The 17,635-nt window shown below is 43.3% G+C and carries 14 protein-coding genes; 5 read left to right on the top strand and 9 right to left on the bottom strand.

All coding sequences use genetic code 11. The features are described from left to right. Positions 1 to 2: 2 nt before the first annotated feature. From HMPREF1532_RS01235 to HMPREF1532_RS01225, 3 genes are all read left to right on the top strand, one after another. Positions 3 to 1,397, top strand: a complete 1,395-nt coding sequence (locus HMPREF1532_RS01235) for an efflux transporter outer membrane subunit (RefSeq protein ID WP_005923731.1) — start codon at positions 3 to 5, stop codon at positions 1,395 to 1,397. A 481-nt stretch (positions 1,398 to 1,878) separates the two neighbouring features. Then, a complete protein-coding gene (locus tag HMPREF1532_RS01230; protein ID WP_005923725.1) occupies positions 1,879 to 3,522 on the top strand; it encodes a diphosphate--fructose-6-phosphate 1-phosphotransferase in 1,644 nt (547 codons plus the stop codon). A gap of 175 nt (positions 3,523 to 3,697) precedes the next feature. After that, the gene (locus tag HMPREF1532_RS01225; protein ID WP_005923722.1) at positions 3,698 to 4,600 is read left to right on the top strand and encodes a glycoside hydrolase family 25 protein; all 903 of its coding nucleotides are present in this window, start codon (positions 3,698 to 3,700) and stop codon (positions 4,598 to 4,600) included. 194 nt (positions 4,601 to 4,794) lie between these two features. Here HMPREF1532_RS01225 and prmA read toward each other — a convergent pair whose 3' ends face one another. Then, complete coding sequence (prmA, locus tag HMPREF1532_RS01220) at positions 4,795 to 5,643, bottom strand: 50S ribosomal protein L11 methyltransferase (protein WP_005923719.1); 849 nt, start codon at positions 5,641 to 5,643, stop codon at positions 4,795 to 4,797. A 301-nt stretch (positions 5,644 to 5,944) separates the two neighbouring features. Between prmA and HMPREF1532_RS01215 the strand changes: the two genes are divergently transcribed. After that, positions 5,945 to 7,225: a hypothetical protein gene (locus HMPREF1532_RS01215; RefSeq protein ID WP_005923717.1), complete on the top strand. Its 1,281-nt coding sequence runs from the start codon at positions 5,945 to 5,947 to the stop codon at positions 7,223 to 7,225. Between the two features lie 34 nt (positions 7,226 to 7,259). Next, positions 7,260 to 8,825: an OmpP1/FadL family transporter gene (locus HMPREF1532_RS01210; RefSeq protein WP_005923714.1), complete on the top strand. Its 1,566-nt coding sequence runs from the start codon at positions 7,260 to 7,262 to the stop codon at positions 8,823 to 8,825. Positions 8,826 to 8,927: 102 nt separating this feature from the next. Here HMPREF1532_RS01210 and HMPREF1532_RS01205 read toward each other — a convergent pair whose 3' ends face one another. The 8 genes from HMPREF1532_RS01205 to HMPREF1532_RS01170 form a co-directional block, all read right to left on the bottom strand. Further along, complete coding sequence (locus tag HMPREF1532_RS01205; RefSeq protein ID WP_005923711.1) at positions 8,928 to 9,395, bottom strand: nucleoside deaminase; 468 nt, start codon at positions 9,393 to 9,395, stop codon at positions 8,928 to 8,930. A 172-nt stretch (positions 9,396 to 9,567) separates the two neighbouring features. Next, positions 9,568 to 10,458, bottom strand: a complete 891-nt coding sequence (locus HMPREF1532_RS01200) for a hypothetical protein (protein ID WP_005923708.1) — start codon at positions 10,456 to 10,458, stop codon at positions 9,568 to 9,570. A 22-nt stretch (positions 10,459 to 10,480) separates the two neighbouring features. Then, positions 10,481 to 10,945 (bottom strand): DUF6108 family protein, encoded by a 465-nt coding sequence (locus HMPREF1532_RS01195; protein WP_005923705.1) that lies wholly within the window; start codon positions 10,943 to 10,945, stop codon positions 10,481 to 10,483. A 38-nt stretch (positions 10,946 to 10,983) separates the two neighbouring features. Beyond that, on the bottom strand, positions 10,984 to 11,427 hold the full coding sequence (locus HMPREF1532_RS01190; protein ID WP_005923703.1) for a hypothetical protein: 444 nt from the start codon (positions 11,425 to 11,427) through the stop codon (positions 10,984 to 10,986). Then, the gene (locus HMPREF1532_RS01185; protein WP_005923701.1) at positions 11,424 to 11,945 is read right to left on the bottom strand and encodes an RNA polymerase sigma factor; all 522 of its coding nucleotides are present in this window, start codon (positions 11,943 to 11,945) and stop codon (positions 11,424 to 11,426) included. Before HMPREF1532_RS01185 ends, HMPREF1532_RS01190 begins: the two co-directional genes overlap by 4 nt. A gap of 183 nt (positions 11,946 to 12,128) precedes the next feature. Beyond that, a complete protein-coding gene (locus HMPREF1532_RS01180; protein ID WP_005923699.1) occupies positions 12,129 to 13,115 on the bottom strand; it encodes a Gfo/Idh/MocA family protein in 987 nt (328 codons plus the stop codon). A gap of 71 nt (positions 13,116 to 13,186) precedes the next feature. Continuing rightward, positions 13,187 to 16,486, bottom strand: coding sequence for a glycosyl hydrolase (locus tag HMPREF1532_RS01175; protein WP_005923697.1), 3,300 nt, complete (start codon positions 16,484 to 16,486; stop codon positions 13,187 to 13,189). A 307-nt stretch (positions 16,487 to 16,793) separates the two neighbouring features. Next, positions 16,794 to 17,624 (bottom strand): transporter substrate-binding domain-containing protein, encoded by an 831-nt coding sequence (locus HMPREF1532_RS01170; RefSeq protein ID WP_005923694.1) that lies wholly within the window; start codon positions 17,622 to 17,624, stop codon positions 16,794 to 16,796. Between the last annotated feature and the right edge of the window lie 11 nt (positions 17,625 to 17,635).

Genomic DNA, 17,635 nt, shown 5'->3' with positions numbered 1-17,635 from the left:
TTATGAAACGAAATAACATCTATATAACTTTAGTAACCCTTCTTGTCCTTGTCACCTTCTCTGCCTGCAAGGTAGGGAAGAGCTACACCCGTCCCGATCTTCATTTGCCCGATAGCCTTGCACAACATCAGGACTCGTTGAGCTTTGGGGATATGGATTGGTGGAACATTTATACAGATTCCACCCTCCGTGGACTGATAGCAAAATCTTTGGAATATAATAAAGATATTCTGATTGCCGCCGCCCGTGTGAAAGAGATGGCGGCGCAAAAAAGAATTTCGACGGCAGCGTTGCTTCCCGATATAAAAGGAACGGTGACCGGTGAACGCGAATTTGAAAATCATGGTGGAGATGCTTTTAAACGTAATGATACTTTTGAAGCCCAAGTACTGTTTTCTTGGGAACTGGATTTATGGGGGAATCTGCGCTGGGCACGCTCGGCAAGTATTGCTGAGTATCTGCAATCGGTAGAAGCGCAACGTGCACTTCGCATGACGATTGTATCCGAAGTAGCCCAAGCCTACTATGAACTTGTAGCTCTCGATACGGAGTTGGAGATCGTTCGCCAGACTTTGAAAGCCCGCGAAGAAGGGATGCGCTTAGCGCGTATTCGTTTCGAGGGAGGACTGACATCCGAAACCTCTTATCGCCAGTCGCAGGTGGAACTTGCCCGTACGGCAACGTTGGTGCCCGATCTGGAGCGTAAGATCAGCCTTAAGGAAAATGACATAGCTTTTCTTGCCGGGGAGTATCCTAATAAGATAGCCCGCAGCCGTTTGTTGCAGGAGTTCAACTTCCCGAACGAATTGCCCATAGGTTTACCCTCCGATTTGCTGGAACGACGTCCGGATATCCGTCAGGCCGAACAAAAGTTGATTGCTGCAAATGCCAAAGTAGGGGTGGCATATACAAATATGTTTCCCCGTATTTCACTTACCGGCGGGGCAGGAGCCGAAAGTGTGGTTCTTTCCGATCTCCTGAAATCTCCTTATGGTATTATGGAAGGTGCTTTATTGACTCCGATTTTTGGCTGGGGAAAGAATCGCGCTGCATTGAAAGCGAAAAAAGCGGCTTATGAAGCTGAGATACACAGTTATGAAAAAACAGTCCTTACTGCTTTTAAAGAGACGCATAACGCCATTGTCAATTTTAATAAGATAAAGGAGGTATATGATTTGAGGGCCAAGCTGGAACGTTCTTCAAAGAGCTATGTAGATTTGGCGCAGCTTCAGTATATCAATGGTGTTATTAACTATCTCGATGTGCTTGATGCCCAGCGTGGATATTTTGATGCCCAGATCGGTTTGAGCAATGCGATTCGCGATGAACTGATTGCCGTTGTACAGGTGTATAAAGCACTGGGTGGCGGCTGGCAGGTAAAAGACGAAGGCAAATAGAGTATTGGATAGTAAGGTATCTGTACTCTGATATGCTTAGTTACCAATATGTTATTTAATCAGGATTATATTCTTAGTTGTAAAACATCCCCATGTTTTGGTTGACAACATCCCCATGTTCTTATGCAGAACATCCGGATGTTGTCGGTTGAAACATGGGGATGTTTTTATGATTCGATTACGTTCATAATTTCATGAGAATAGTACTCTCTTCCGGTGTTGTATTCCTATGTTATTGGTTGCTTTTTATTGTCTTTTCATTGTTCCGTTACATACGGCTGAATTATATTAATGGATCATAAAACTTTTTAATCGTCATTTGCGTTTTTCATCTTTGTCGATGTAAAGTCTCTATAACCGAAATAGTTGCTAACATTATTTACGCATGCTCTTTCATAATTCAGAAAAAAACACGAAATTTGCATCGCTTTTGATTTTTTAGAATCGAACTTACTAACACCTTTAAATAAAAATAAAGAAAATGACTAAAAGTGCATTGCAAATCGCGAGGGCTGCTTATCAGCCCAAACTTCCGAAAGCGCTGAAAGGAGCTGTTAAGGCTGTAGAAGGCGCTGCTACTCAATCTGTAGCCGATCAGGAAGCTATTCAGAAATTATTTCCTAATACGTACGGTATGCCATTGATCAAGTTCGAGGCCGGTGAAGCTGTAAAGTTGCCTGCCATGAACGTGGGTGTTATTCTTTCCGGTGGACAAGCTCCGGGCGGACATAACGTGATCTCCGGCCTGTTCGACGGTATCAAAGCGCTGAATCCGGATAGCAAATTGTATGGTTTCATCCTCGGCCCCGGCGGCCTGGTTGACCATAATTATATGGAACTGACTTCGGATATCATCGACGAATATCGTAATACCGGCGGTTTCGATATTATCGGTTCCGGTCGTACGAAGTTGGAAAAAGAAGATCAGTTTGAGAAAGGTCTTGAAATTCTGAAAGAGTTGGGTATCAAAGCACTTGTGATCATCGGCGGTGATGACTCTAACACAAACGCTTGTGTATTGGCTGAATATTACGCAGCTAAGAAAGCCGGTGTACAGGTGATCGGTTGTCCGAAGACAATCGACGGTGACTTGAAGAACGAAATGATCGAGACTTCTTTCGGATTCGATACTGCTTGTAAAGTTTACTCGGAAGTGATCGGAAATATCCAGCGTGACTGTAACTCAGCGCGTAAATATTGGCACTTCATCAAACTGATGGGGCGTTCGGCTTCTCATATCGCTTTGGAATGTGCTTTGCAGGTTCAGCCTAATGTTTGTATCATCTCTGAAGAAGTTGAGGCTAAAGATATGTCCTTGGACGACGTAGTGACTTACATTGCTCAGGTAGTGGCCGATCGTGCTGCACAGGGTAATAACTTCGGTACGGTTCTTATTCCCGAAGGCTTGGTAGAGTTTATTCCGGCTATGAAGCGTCTGATTGCCGAACTGAATGACTTCCTGGCTACGAATGCCGAAGAGTTCTCTCAGATTAAGAAGTCTCACCAGCGTGATTATATCATCCGTAAACTTTCTCCGGAAAACTCGGCTATCTATGCAAGTCTTCCCGAAGGAGTGGCCCGTCAGTTGACGTTGGATCGTGACCCGCACGGAAACGTACAGGTATCACTGATTGAAACGGAAAAACTGTTGTCGGAAATGGTTGCCACTAAACTGGCTACTTGGAAAGCAGAAGGTAAATATGTAGGTAAGTTTGCTGCACAACATCACTTCTTCGGTTATGAAGGGCGTTGCGCTGCTCCGTCAAATTATGACGCAGACTATTGCTACTCATTGGGTTATACTGCTTCTATGTTGATTGCTAATGGCAAGACGGGGTATATGTCGTCTGTACGCAATACGACTGCTCCTGCAGAAGAATGGATTGCAGGCGGTGTGCCTATCACAATGATGATGAATATGGAACGTCGTCATGGAGAAATGAAACCGGTTATCCAGAAAGCTCTTGTGAAACTGGATGGTGCTCCGTTCAAGACATTTGCCGCTATGCGTGACCAGTGGGCTATGACTACGGATTATGTATATCCGGGTCCTATTCAATACTTCGGTCCGACTGAAGTATGCGATCAGCCTACTAAGACTTTGCAGTTGGAACAAGCAAAATAAGTAGTAAGTAGATGGTAGATAGAAGTTAGGAGTCAGGAGTCAGTAGTTAGGAGTTAAAATCTATGTAGCGTGTTAGCATTATGCCATTAGATTCTAACTACTATTTACCGACTATTCACTTCTGACTCCTGACCATTCATTTCTAACTACTATCTACTAACTTCTAACTTCTAATATGACTAACTCCCGTCAACCTATACCTCGTAAAAAAAAATCTGCTACTTCCCGTCGTTCTCCGCGAAAGACAACGAAAAAGGCCGTTCGTACTACTATGCCTATATGGCTGCGTAATGTGCTCGTTGCCGTCATTGTCGCTTTTTTCTCGGTGGCATTTTATTATTTCTTTATTAGGCCTTATGCTTATCGTTGGAAACCTTGTTATGGGTTGAAAGCATATGGAATTTGTGTACCTTGCTGTTATGATGTGCATGGTATCGATATATCGCATTATCAGGGAAATATCGACTGGGGGCAACTGACGCAGAGCCGTTTGACTGATTTTCCCATTGAATTTGTTTTTATGAAGGCTACTGAGGGAGGAGATCATGGCGATGATACTTTTGCCCGTAACTTTTCCGAAGCGGGAAAGCACGGATTTATTCGTGGTGCCTATCATTTTTTCTCTCCGGCTACTGACCCTTTAAAACAGGCGGATTTCTTTATTCGTACAGTGAAACTTGCTCCGGGAGATCTTCCTCCGGTACTGGATGTGGAAGTAACCGGCAAGAAAAAAAAGGAAGAACTACAAGGGAATATAAAACGTTGGCTCGACCGAATAGAAGCACATTATGGGGTGAAACCGATTTTGTACACCTCTTATAAATTTAAAACACGTTATTTGAGTGATTCTATTTTTGATACTTATCCTTATTGGATAGCCCATTACTATGTGGATTCAGTAAAGTATGAAGGCAAATGGCATTTTTGGCAACATACGGATGTAGGCAGCGTACCCGGTATTGAAGAGAATGTGGATCTGAATGTATTCAACGGGACATTAGAAGAATTGAAAAAGATGACGATTGATAATGTGGCTGTAAAAACAAATGAAAAACCAAATGAAACAATGAAGGAATAAAAGGCTATGCCAAATGAAACAAGGAATAATGAAATAATATGCTAATGTGCCGGTTAATCACGCTGTGTACAAATGAAAGAATGATGGGATAATGGACACATTTGTTCATTTTAAATTATTCTTTCATTTGGCATAGCCTTTCATTCTTTCATTCCTTCATTTTTTTCATTTGGCTTTTCATTTGCCCCAGCCATTCATCCTTTCAGAATGAATTTTACGGCAGCCCAATGATTCTTTTCCTGATGATGGATGAAGTCTAATCCATTGCGTTCGGCTTCTTCACGGATAACGGGAATGTCGTCTACATAAAAACCGCTCATGTAAAGTTCTGATCCCGGATGCATGCAAGCCACATATTGCTTCATGTCGTTCAGTAGGATGTTCCGATTGATATTTGCAATAACTACATCAAAAGGACCTTTACCTTGCAATGTGCCGGCATCTCCCAATTCTACATCTATGTCTGTCACTTTGTTCAATTCGATATTTTCAATCGAGTTACGCACGCACCATTCGTCAATATCGATTGCTGTGCAGGGAGTAGCGCCACGCATACGTGCCAGGATTGCAAGAATAGAGGTACCGCATCCCATATCAAGAAGAGATTTTCCTTCCAGTTCACTGTTCAACAGTTCGCTGATAATAAGACTGGTCGTTTCATGGTGTCCTGTACCGAATGCCATCTGCGGATTGATTACAATGTCATATTCCGCTTTTGGCACATCGTGATGAAAGGTGCTGTGAATTACGCAACGATTACCGATTACGATTGGTTGGAAGAAGTTTTTCTCCCATTCTTCATTCCAGTTCTTATCTTCGGCTTCTACGTAGTTGTAAGTGATTTCCGTATCCGGTAACGGGAATTCATTAAGAGCATTTTTTATTACTTCTTCATTGCAGAGAGATTGTTGGATATATGCTGACAGACCACCTTCGCGTTCTATAAAACTTTCAAACCCGGCATCGCCCAAAACAGCAGCTAATACGTCATTAACAGTTTCCGTACAAGGGTTGGTATCAAACGTGAACTCAAAATACTTCATAGTTGTTTTTATTTGCAAAATTACGATTAAATGAGGATAAAACAAAGGAAAGTTACATTTAGAAACTTCTGTTCGGAATTTCCTCATAAAAATTATCGGGTGAATTTTAAACAGACGATAACTTTATTTAATAGGTAACCTCTGATCCGGTATTGTTTACATATAAAATCATGCGTGAATCTTTTATAAATAGGGAAATCCCTATCATCCTTTGGGGAAAATCTCCCCGAAAGGATGGATACGTTGCTTATCTTTGTAACGTGAATGAAAGGATTAAAGATAACCCATAAACCACAGAGATATGAAAAAGATTGTTTTTTTACTGTTGATTGCCTTGTGTCTCCCTATAGGTTTGATGGCACAGAGCTATGATGATGATCTCTATTTCATTCCTTCCAAAGAGAAGGAAGAAGAACCTGCACCTGCCAAGAAGGAACCGGTTCGGAGAGAGACCACGACGAATATTTATACGACTCCCGGAACCACTGTTGTGATTCAGGACCGGAAAGGAAACACTCGCGATGTAGACGAGTATAATCGCCGTTACGATGCACGTGATAACGACTTCGAAATGGATAACGATACGCTATATATTAAGGAAAAAGACCAGCCGGATCTGGACGGAGAATGGGTGAACGGTGAGTTTAACGGTTCACAGGATGATTATGAATATGCCGAGCGTATCATTCGTTTCCGTAATCCTCGTTTTGCCGTTAGCATTAGCAGCCCGTTCTATTGGGATGTTGTATACGGAATGAATTCATGGGACTGGAACGTATATACCGATGGACTTTATGCCTATGCATTCCCTACATTCAGCAATCCGTTATGGTGGGATTGGAGATATAATTCCTATGGTCCCGGATGGGGCTGGGGATGGTCACATCCTTACTATGGATGGGGTGGTTACTATCCCGGTTACTGGGGTGGCTGGTATGGCGGTTGGTACGGTGGTTGGTACGGTGGCGGCTATTGGGGTGGTCATTGGGGACACCATCATGGCTATTATCCCGGATGGGGTGGCGGCGGTCATTACTGGGCCAATAACAGTTATACGAGTCGACGTTCATTTGGAAGTAGAGACAGGTATTCTTCGGGAACTTCCCGGCGTTCCTATACAGGAGGGCAGTCTGACCGTGCCAGTGTAAGTTCTTCCCGTCGTACCAGTACTTCGTCATCAGGTCGTGTCGTAGGTACGCGTACTTCTTCCAGTACCCGGCCGGGAGTAAGTTCGGATAGAAGAGAAGCGTCGTCTTCCCGTCGTTCTACTTACACACGCCCAAGTAGTACCCGTAGTACTTACAATAGCAGTAGCTCTCGGCCAAGTACGGGTCGTTCTTCTTCCAGAAGTAGTAGTACTCGTTCTTCATCAAGCTATAACCGCGGAAGTTCAACTCAGTCATCCAGCCGTAGTAATTATTCTAATGGGAGTTCAAGACGCTCTTACAGTGCGCCATCCAGTAGCAGTAGAAGTTACTCTCCCAGTAGCAGTAGTAGTTCGCGTTCCAGTTCTTCTTATAGTGGTGGAAGTTCTTCCCGTTCTGGTGGCGGTAGCTCCAGTCGCAGTAGTAGCAGAAGATAAGCTGATGTAGGTATTAATGTAAAAGTTCAGGATTATGAAAAAGATAATGATTACGGTAGCCACTGCTTTGTTTGTAAGCGGTATTAATGCACAAAGCATATATGATGCTACCAAAATAGCGAGTAAAGATTTAAATGGAACTGCCCGTTTTGTTGGTATGGGTGGTGCGATGAGCGCATTGGGTGGGGATATTTCCACTATGGGCACAAATCCGGCAGGTATCGGTATTTATCGCAGTAATGACGCAATGACATCTTTCAGTTTTTCTGCCTTTGGATCAGAAAGTAAATATAAAGGGTATGATAATACTTATAATTCTAAGTTGGATAAGAATCATTGGTCGTACGATAATATAGGTTTTGTAATTTCATCGAAAATAGGTAATCAGACTCCGTTACGCTATGTGAATTTTGGTTTTAATTATCATAAATCGAAATCATTTTATAAGAATATGGGTATGGAGGGGTTGTTGAATACAGATCCTAATGGTGGGATCGTAACCCAAACTTATCAGATGGCTAATTTGACGAATGGTGTGAAAGACAGTAAATATCTTGATGGTAGGGAAGCTTTCCGTGATCCGGATCTTGGATGGATGTCTGTGTTAGGATGGCAGGGATACTTGATTCAGGAGGATAAATCGGATCCCCAAAATCCTTATCGTTACATGCCGGTAACTACTGATATTCCTTATTCTTTATTCCGTTCCGAAGAGAGAGGAGGAATTGATGCATATGATTTTAATGTATCGTTTAATTTTAATGACCGTGTTTATTTGGGATTGACTGTTGGGGCTTATGATGTAGATTATAGCAAGTATTCTTCGTATGACGAAAGTTATGGAGAAGAGACCGGATATCTGTTGGAAAGCTGGAATAAGATTTCTGGTAGTGGATTTGACTTTAAGATGGGAGCTATTGTACGTCCGTTTGAATCTTCCCCTTTCCGTATTGGTGCATCTGTGCACTCTCCAACATTTTATAAACTTACTTTGACAACAAGTGCACGTCTTATTTCCGATATGTATTTGGATGGTAAATTGAAGCGTACCGATATAGATACATATAATTTAGTTGGTGATATGAATCGTGAATACAGTCTCCGTACGCCGTGGATTTATAATCTTAGTTTAGGATATACGGTCGGTAATAGTTTTGCAATTGGTGCGGAGTACGAATATGAAGATTATTCGACGATGAGGTTTAATTATCCTGAGGGAGATGCTATGTTTTTTGAAAATAATCAGACTGATATGTTGAAAGGTGTGCATACATTCCGTGTCGGTGCTGAATACAAGGTAATTCCTCAGTTTGCTTTCCGTTTGGGATATAATCATAGTACTACTGCTTTTAAAGGCGAGGCTTATAAGCAATTACCTGAAAATTCAATAAGTACTGATACTGATTTTGCCAATGCCCAGGCTCTTAATAACTATACATTAGGTATTGGGTATCGCGGTAACATGTTTTACGCTGACTTGGCATATAAGTTTAGTTCTTATAAAGAAGATTTTTATGCTTTCGATGATCTTTACCTTAATAAAACAGAGGTGACTAATACACGTAGCCAGGTACTGTTTACTGTTGGTATGCGTTTTTAATAGAAAGTTTCAATTGCAATAATAACTTTTATGTGTGAAAGAAATCCCCGGAGAATTTGCAGTACTCCGGGGATTCTTGTGTTTTAATGTTCCATATCGTATTTAATACTCTATCTTGTCTTCTTTTTCCATCCAGGCTTCAAAAGCTTTTATCGCTTCATCGTGCAACAACACCTCTGACGGCAATTTTCTATCTTCCGGTTTTAATTCCAGTTCGTCATAGATAAAGGAGTCATCGAAACCTATGTTTTTCGCATCGGTTTTATTGTTGCCATAATACATTTTATCCAAACGGGCCCAATAGATTGCTCCTAAACACATCGGACAGGGTTCGCATGAGGTATATATTTCATAACCACTCAGGTTAAATGTTCCCAATTTGGCGGCTGCGGCACGGATGGCACTAACTTCGGCATGGGCTGTAGGATCGCATGAAGCTGTTACGCGGTTCACACCGGTGGCAATTATTTCTCCGTCTTTGGCGATGACAGCACCGAAAGGGCCACCACCATTGGCTACGTTTTCGTTGGAAAGCTCGATTGCTTTCCGCATTAGTTCTTCCTTAGTCATTTATTTTCAGTATTTTAGTTTAAGACAAAGATAATCATTCGGATAATCATTGGCAACTAAGTTTTTCTTTTTTATTGTTGATACTGTATGGATGATAGTATAATAAAAAAAGAGGATAAAGAGATTTTAATGATCTCTTTATCCTCTTTTTTCATTTATGAAGAATGGAACATCACCAATACCAGCATGCGCCGAAAGACAATGGATATACATCCGGCCCTTTTCCTTTTTCAAATAGGCCGTATGTGGAATAGCGCAAGTAAAAGCCTAAATTGCCATATCCGGCTTGTGCCAGCAGATTTATGCCGACGGGATGTACATACATACCCTTACCGAGCGTTTCTTTATGTCCGTTTACCTTTGCCATAGACTTTATCCCGTGGCGTATTTCCACTTCCGGACCGGCAGCTACGAAGATAGGGCGGTGTCCGTTGATTCTGGTCTGCCATTCGATGGAGATAGGGATGCGGAAATGAAAGTAACGCAGGCGGCTTTTGCTATAATTGGTTTCATCATCGCCGGATACGATTTGCGTAGCACCGTCGGTCTTTAGGAAAGCCTGGTTACCGTCCAGGCGGAAAGAGCGGTACCCCCAGCCTAACCCGAAGGTCATTCCCCAATGACGGTCGTGCGTGAGGGGAAGATAGCTGGTGAAAAGGTTTGCACCTATTTCCCATGATTTGGAAGCATTCAGTGATGCTCTGTCGGATGCACTGAAACTGTAGAAATCATTGGAAAGACTGCTGAATCCCATATAGAGGCCACTGGAGTGCGGATCAAAGCGATTGCGCTTTTTAGGGGCAAAAGGCAGGGCGTCCAATATGCTGGGGCGGTCTGTATCGATACGTGTCAGGTAGACTCCTTCGAATAGTTTTTCTTCCTGTTTGGCATCTCCGTCCGTAGTTACTTCTTCGTAAACTTTGATTTTCACATCACCGTCACCTTTCCGGATGATAATCGAGTCACCGCTTGTGTTTACAATGGTTTGTCTTCTTGTCGTTTCTTGTGCCATGACGCCCGTTAGCGGGAAAAGTATCAGGCATGCTAAGATAATTTGTTTCATTTTTTTTTTAGTTTTTATAGTTTTAATTTTTTCTTTGAAATAGGAGGGCGACCAGTTCGTCCGAGTTCAGATTGCCTTCGATATAAATAAAGGTGGCGCTGTTCTTCTTACCCACTTTGAAGAGGATGAACCGGTTGAGCGTTTGGTTGTTTTTCTTTAGTTGCGGCAACTGGTAATAGGCTGTCAGCAGTTTGCCGTCTTCTACAATTTCCTGCAATTTCTTCATGGTTCCTTCTTTTCTGTCTTTTTCCAGACAGTCGAGGATGTAGGGCAGTTCTTCCGTTACATCTTTGAATACTAAACTTTTGTATAGGCTTATGCGATAAGAGTCCAGCATGTCTTTAGACAGTTCCACCATTGTCACGCCCTTCTGTTTACCATATTTCTGAAATATGGAAGCACTGTGTAATCCCTCTTGTGCCCTTATTTCTGCGGTGGCGGCAGAGAGCAGCAGGATGATGAATATTGTGCGAATAACTGTGTTCATACTTTCTATGTGTTGGTTACTTTATTTTTTAGGTTCTTTTATTCTCCGTCGAAAAGGCTGTTCAGCAGTTCGTCTTCATCGAGACTCACATTCCGGAAGGCAGTCATCGCCTGTTCACGTACCAGATTCTCGTCGGTGTAGCATTTGCCGTCGATGATGACATAGCTATCCGGCATTGCGTTGAAGTGGCGATGAATGCCGGCAATGCCCAATAGAAGCAGTAATCCGGCAGCTATTCCGCTCATGCAGTATATCAGTCGACGGCGAAAAACTGTTTTTCGTGAGGAGACTGTCAGAGAGGAATGATCGGTACAGGCCTCTTTTGCCTGTTTGTTTTCTTTATCAAGGAAGGCAAACAATGGGCTGTACTCTTTCAGATGCTCCGGAACGGTCTCCTGAGTGAAAAAGCGGCGTAATTCCCGTTCTTCTTCACAAGTGGTGTCACCGTCAAAATATTTGTTTAACAACTCTTCTATATTCATACCTTTCTTCTCCTTTTTTCTTCTTGAATGGTTTGCAAGTAAATGTCTCTCACTTTTTTCCGTGCTCTTGACAGATTGCTGCGGATGGCTTCGGCACTGCATCCGGTGATCTCGGCTATTTCTTCTGTTTCGTACTCTTGCACGTCTTTCATCTGTATGATGGTACGTTGCAGGGTAGGCAGCGAGTCGATGATTTCTCTCATCAGCCGGAATTCATCTTTCTCTTCGAGTAGCCGTTCCGGTGTGGCTGACTGGCTGGGGGCTTGTACCTGTTCCAGCGAAAGAGAATCCGGTCGTTTGGCTCGCCAGATATCCATACAAAGATGATGTGTCATTGTCATAGCCAAAGCTTCGATACTTTGGTATTCATCTAACTTTTGCCGCATGTTCCATAGCTTCAGCATGATTTCCTGCACTGCATCTTCTGCATCGGAGGGATCTTCTGTCAATTTCCGCGCATAGTTTAATAACTTATCGCGGAGGGGTAGCACGTCTATTTTAAATTGTTTGAGTTCCATTTACATCTATAAGACGGAGAGGTAGGGAAAACGTGACATGTGAATGGAACTTTTTTTGAGAAAGGAGGAAAAAGGGGAAATAATGAATTGGTGATTAGCGAATTAGTAATTAGTGATAAGTAGATTGCACGATATACCGGCATGACACTTATCACTTATCACTAATGTATTTATCATTAATTTTTATATCTTTCCCAATATCTTGTCCATCACCCAGTTTGTCAGCGTAGCGCTTTCACCGTCGCAGGTACAGATTGATTTTCCTAATAAGTGATCTACTACGGCTTGGATGAGCGGTTGTTGCACATGTTCCGGGTTTTCAATGTAGAATTCTTCGCGTCCGCGTTCGGTATGCAAAGCGATGGGATCGAATGAGAATACGGAAAAACAGATCATGCCTTTGTCACCAATGATTTCGATGCGGTCTTCCTTGGCGGAATCGTGTGCTACAAAGCACCAGGAGCCACTACCTACAAGGCCGTTATCGAACTGGAAACAAGCGCTCAATGTATCTTCTGCCGGATAAAGTCCGCCACGATTGCTTTTATATCCACTGGCTTCAAGGATACAGCCGAACATTTCCTGCAACAAATCTATCTGGTGTGGGGCAAGGTCATAGAAATATCCACCTCCGGCAATATCCGCCTGAACCCGCCAAGGCAAGTTATCCCGGTTATAATCCAGATCACGGGGAGGCTGGGCGAAACGAATCTGTACATTGATCACGTTACCTATGGCACCCTCTTCTACCAATTCTTTTACCTTGATAAAATAAGGGAGATAACGGCGGTAGTATGCCACAAAACAAGGTACTCCGGTTTCACGCGAGATGCGGTTGATACGCGTACACTCTTCGTAGGTAACGGCCATCGGCTTTTCTATATAAGCCGGTTTTCCAGCCTTCATGGCCATGATGGCATAGGTAGCATGTGATGAGGGAGGAGTGGCGATGTAGATAGCATTTACTTCCGGATCGTCGATAAGCTCTTGGGCATCGTCATACCATTTTTTGATACCTCTCTCTTTTGCATAGGCTTTTGCCTTGGCACCGTCACGGCTCATCACGGCCACGACTTCCGAACCCTCTACCTTCTGAAATGCCGGGCCGCTTTTTTTCTTTGTCACTTCACCGCAACCGATGAAGCCCCACTTAATAATCTTTTCACTCATATACCTATTTTGTTTTTAAGAATCACAAAAATAAGAATAAAAAGTGAAATTAAGACTATTTTCTATTCAATTCATTTTTTGTAAATAATATCTACTCCTTTGATGATGCCCGACGGTATTAGCGCGTCTTTCGGAGAAGCTATCTCCGGATATGAATAGGTAATGCGTTTTTCAACCGGTAGTTGAGAATCGAGAATCATTCTGTTCATTAATGAATTGGCCACATGGATTTCCAATTCATTTTCTCCGTCATGGATAGCATTTGTGACATCTATTTCCCAGGGAGAACACCATACGATACCCATATCTTGTCCGTTTATGATAACTCGGGCTACTGATCCCAATTCCGAAAAACGCAATAATGTTTTTTCATCTTTTTCTGTTTTTTGCAGATTCAGTGTTTTCCGGTAGAGGGCTGTACCGGAATAATATTTTATTGATGGATCGGGGTGCAAAGCCCAATCTGATAGTGAATCGAATTTTACTTCTCCCGGTCCGCCCATAGCCGGGTCGAAGTATATACTCCAATCGTCGCTAACCGGAGTTACGGTTTCCTGCCGGTCCCAATGAAGAAGGGGAAGGTTTCCGGAACCGGTATCTGATAGTGTCAGAAAATAGGACTCCCAGGCGGCCATTTTCAAACGAACAGAGATATGTCCTTGTCTGTCGCTACTTGTGGGCAGGGTATATCTTTGGCCGGACATGGGATTCCATAATTCGGCAATTTTGCCTGATGAACGGAAGGTGAATATATCGTCGACTGCCGTATCTTTGTGATTGTTTAAGAAATAGACGTCCGCATCTTTTAGTTGGCGATGTGCAAACCACACTTTTTCCTGTTTGATAGAAGCATGCTCCATTTTAATGTCGGGTTGTAGACCTGCTTGATAGACGGCTTCTTCCAAAGGCATTCCCCAGTATACAGTTCCCTTACCATAATGCCGATATCCGGACGAAGGTGTTTCTTTTCCCCATAGTTTATGGGCCAACGCTTCGTATTCTTTTTTCTTGCCGATGTCTGCAAATGTTTCTGAATATCTGGCTTTTGTGCCATATACCGATATTCCTTGATTGACTAAATCCGCAATTTTCTTTAATGCTTCTAAAGTGATTTCTCCATTTCCGGGAAGGATCATCATTCGGTAACTCATACCATCCGGTAATGCGATTTGTCCGTTTTTTGCCGACATTCTCGTAAACAGGGCGTCCGAAGTGAAAGCATCAAAGTCGAAGCCACCGGGGATATCGGGCAAACGGTGTGTGAGAATTTTCACAGGGGCATTTTCTCCCAGATAGACACAGAGGTCTATCAATGGCATCCCCTGTCTCATGATATAGGCGCAACGTGCCTGATAATCCCAGAAAGGTTTGCTGAAATCCCAAAAGGTATTGTTTCTGTTCAGACAATAGTGACGGCCTCCTCCTGTGTTTCCGGGAATTTTATCCAGCCAGGGTTGATAAGCTGATGCACACACGACGAATTCATTGATGCCGTAACAATAAGCGTAGTCTGCCAATGTTTTAAGATAGGCGAGTGAGTGGCTGAACTTTGCATCCGTGAAGGCTTCTGCAGAAGCTGTTTTTTTACCATAGAGATGTGCTGCGGAGGAGGATTCCTTGATGTCATAATTACCATCCGGATGTATGGCCCAGAATTCTCCTTGAGGAATGTCTACTTTTCCTTTTGCCTGGATAGGGTCGGCTACGATGCAAAGTGCATTTCCGGTGGCCTGTGCTGTAAAATTGACACCGGATTCTTGGCAGAGCTTATTTAGTGTCCCGTAATAATTGTCTGCAATCAGATCGGCTATGGTGCGACGGACATCATATAATATTCCATTGGTCTCTTCGGATGTGCCGATTATGTGCCCCATCATGGCTGGTAGAAGATGTTTTAGATCATATCCCCGTCTTTTATGGAATTCTTTGTCAAATCCCGGAGTCCAATTTTGCGAGCCGGCTTCATGGCTATCCATAGCCATGCCATGTAGCGGCAAATGATGTTTGGCCAATGAATCTGATATGACCTTGAAATAGTTGTTCCACTGTACGGTGGCCGCCAAAGAGGACATTTTGTCACATTCCAGTCCCATCAGATTAGGACGCCCGTGTTTCGTTTTACTTCCTGTAGGAACATGCACAAACCGCATGATTACCCAGTCACCTGCGGGTACATCCCAAGAGATGGATCCGTCCGGTTTCAACAAGTGGCTGAGGTCCGTTATCCGGTCCGGGCGTATCGTTTCATCGGTTTTATAAGCCGGAGTGTTGTCCTTTTCGATATATTCGGAAAAAAGTCCGTTCTTTTCTTCCCATTGGTCGGCTTTTGCTTGTGGAGACAAGGTGACATTTCCTAATTGCATACCGGGGCGTCGGTCGTCTTCCATGTACCAATCGTGTAAGTTCAGACGAAAATATCGTCCGGTAGCGGGAGGAAATGCGATTGTTTTTTGTTTCCACTGGGAGTGGGCTCTGTAGATGGGTTTCAGTGCACATACCGTGGTATAATGAATACCGTCATCCGACACCTCCAGACTACCCAAATCCGGTAATACCCGGTAACCGGTTCCTACGAACGTATCTCCCGGAGGGGCGGGGACATTAGTGGCGCTTGTGGTTGCTTTTCCTCTGGGGTGTACTTGGTAGGTGATGCTACGGGCTGTAAAATCTTTATGGAAATCGAGGTTTACGAAAACGGATTTTCCGGAGGGTTGAGCCGGTATCTCTACTGCTGGGGCATTGGAGGAAAAGAGGTCGGCTGCCGGAAGCTCGGTCAGGTTTGATGTTACTGTTGGCTTGATGTCATCGCTGGTTAACCATTGCTCGCGTGAAACCGGGAATGCCAATACGGCTACATCACGATAATAATCGTTTGCATTTGCGGGAAGAGGGAGATTGCCCGAAAAGTTTTTTCCGCCTTGAATCAGTGTATCGGATGCTGTCAGCATCTGCATGCCTAACTCTTTTGTGATCCATGGACCTCCTGCTACGAAGCCGTTGGAGATATGCGTTTCAAAAGTTAACCCCAATCTTTCAGCTTCCCGGGCTGCATAATAGAGCATCGCCCACCATTCATCGGAAAAGGCATCCAATGCCACAGGCTTTTTTAAGTGTACCTGATCATAGAAGACGACCCCACCGACACCCGCTTTTCGAAAGGCTTTTAGGTCGGCAGTAATTCCTTCCCGGGTAGTTTCTGTTTCTCCATGAAACCACCATACCTTCGTGCGGGCTGAATCTTGTATATTTTCGAAACCATACAAGGCATCGGACAGGGTTGATTGGCGATGGGGATTGGTGTGGGCACAGCCATATAGAATAAAAAGTAAACTGATAAGGCAAATCTTTTTCATGATCATCCGGTCTTTCATATTCAGAATTTAATATTGGCAAAAATAGGGCTTTTCGCTTTTTATAAATGTGCTGTTTTTGACCGAAACACTTGTACTTTTGATTTTAGTCTGAATAATTCATGTCCAATAGTATGTCATTAAGAGAAACACATCACGCAAGTCATTCCTACTTACTACTTAACTACTTACTACTTTACTACTTAACTACTTACTACTACTTAACTACTTACTACTTACTACTTACTACTTAACTACTTACTACTTACTACTTAACTACTTACTACTTAACTACTTACTACTTAACTACTTACTACTAAACTACTCTCTACTTAACAGGATAATATTTATGCAATATTTCTTTATACTCTTTTCCTTGGCGGAAGCTTGTAAGCCATGTGTTCAGGCTATCCAGCAGGACAGGCGATTGCTTGCTTACCCCCCAAGAGTAAAATTGCGTGAAACTGATGTCTGTACTGATATCCAGTTGGGGCAGTGAATCTATGGCCGCTTGTGCAATGCTCTCGTCGCAGACGGCGTAATCGATGTCTCCATGAGCTACCATTGCAATCAGTTGTTCCGAACCGTACTTTTCTATTTCACTGATATAAATCGTATCCCCGATCTCGTCTCCCAAATTACGGATACGAAGGATGGATGGAGAGGCTTTTACGACATGCAAGGTTCGTCCTGCCAGATCGAGTTGGTTTCTGATAAAGAGTGAATCGTTTTCGGACGTTGCTTTTCGCTGCACCAATACCTGTTTACTTAGGATTATGGGCGAGGTGAGGAGCAGCGAGTCTTTCAATTCGCTGGTGGCTGGAATGCCATATGCTATTACATCGTATTTACCGGTTTCAAGTCCTTTCAGACGTTGGTCAAAACTCATCACTGGAGAGACTTGTGCCTGAATTCCTTTATCACGGGCAAAGGCTTCTATCAGTTCATAGTGGAATCCGCTCACCGTATCGCCGTCAACGAAGAAGCTGATGGAATTGTATTCTGTTGCCGCGCGGAGAATACCGTCTGCCGCTATTTCCGCATAATCGCGCGGATGTCCTTCTTCCTTTTCCTTTCTTTGAGGCCAGAAAGCAAATACGAGGAAGCAGACGATGGCAATAAGCAGATATTTCAGATATTTCCTTTGGATGGGCTTCATAGATGCATGGT

It is taken from the genome of Bacteroides salyersiae WAL 10018 = DSM 18765 = JCM 12988 (genome assembly GCF_000381365.1).
Taxonomy (GTDB): Bacteria; Bacteroidota; Bacteroidia; order Bacteroidales; family Bacteroidaceae; genus Bacteroides; species Bacteroides salyersiae.
Note: the sequence above shows the minus strand (reverse complement) of the source record. Positions and strands in the feature narration are given on the sequence as shown.